Source organism: Synechococcus sp. R55.2 (genome assembly GCF_047462075.1).
GTDB lineage: Bacteria > Cyanobacteriota > Cyanobacteriia > Thermostichales > Thermostichaceae > Thermostichus.
In genome coordinates this window covers 1-643 of sequence record NZ_JANSIH010000273.1, presented here as the reverse complement: position 1 = coordinate 643, position 643 = coordinate 1, and the positions used below count along the sequence as shown (strand labels likewise).

The 643-nt window shown below is 61.7% G+C and carries 1 protein-coding gene; it reads right to left on the bottom strand.

What is annotated here, in order from left to right; all coding sequences use genetic code 11:
* The coding region (locus NW838_RS08945; protein ID WP_414427886.1) for a tetratricopeptide repeat protein at positions 1-643 on the bottom strand (643 nt) is incomplete at both ends.

Here is a 643-nt window from a genome sequence, read left to right as displayed (position 1 = left end):
ACGGGATCCCAGTCGTCCAGCCAGTAGCCGCCATCCAGCAAGGGGTAGCGATCCAACACAGCATCCAAAGCCAGATTTTCCGTCAGCTGCAGGGCTAGGTCGTAGCGGTGTTCGCGGGCGAAGCGAACCGCCAGAGCATAGCGGACGGCGGCGGCCAGAGGATGCTCGCCGTGGCGGTCGAGAAAAGCTTGCAACTCGCTGGGGGTTGCACCGCTGTCTAAGAGCAAAAGCAGGCGGCGGCGCAAGACGTAGCGCATGTCTCCATCGCCGAAGGGATCCGCCAGCCAATTGGCCAAAAGGACCAGTGCTTCTTCCCTTTTGCCCTGCCACTCCAAGGTGCGTGTCAGCCAGAAGAGGGCATCGTAGGCACCGGGATGATCCGGGTAGACGGTCAGCCAAGTCCGCCAAAGGGTCTCTTCCTCTGCCGGGGGGAAAGGCCGCGGGATCGGTTCGCCGGTCTCGGGGTTGTAGAGGGAATGGCCAAAATAGCTGCCCCCCCGAATGCGGGCGTATTCCCGGCAAGCTTGCGTAAAGCGGGAATTGGGAAAAGCTTCTGCCAACTGCAGCAAAACCAGGTGGTCGTCGATGCCGTGAAGAGAGGCAAAGTCCTCGTTGAGAGCCTTCTGCAGCAGCGGCTCCCCGC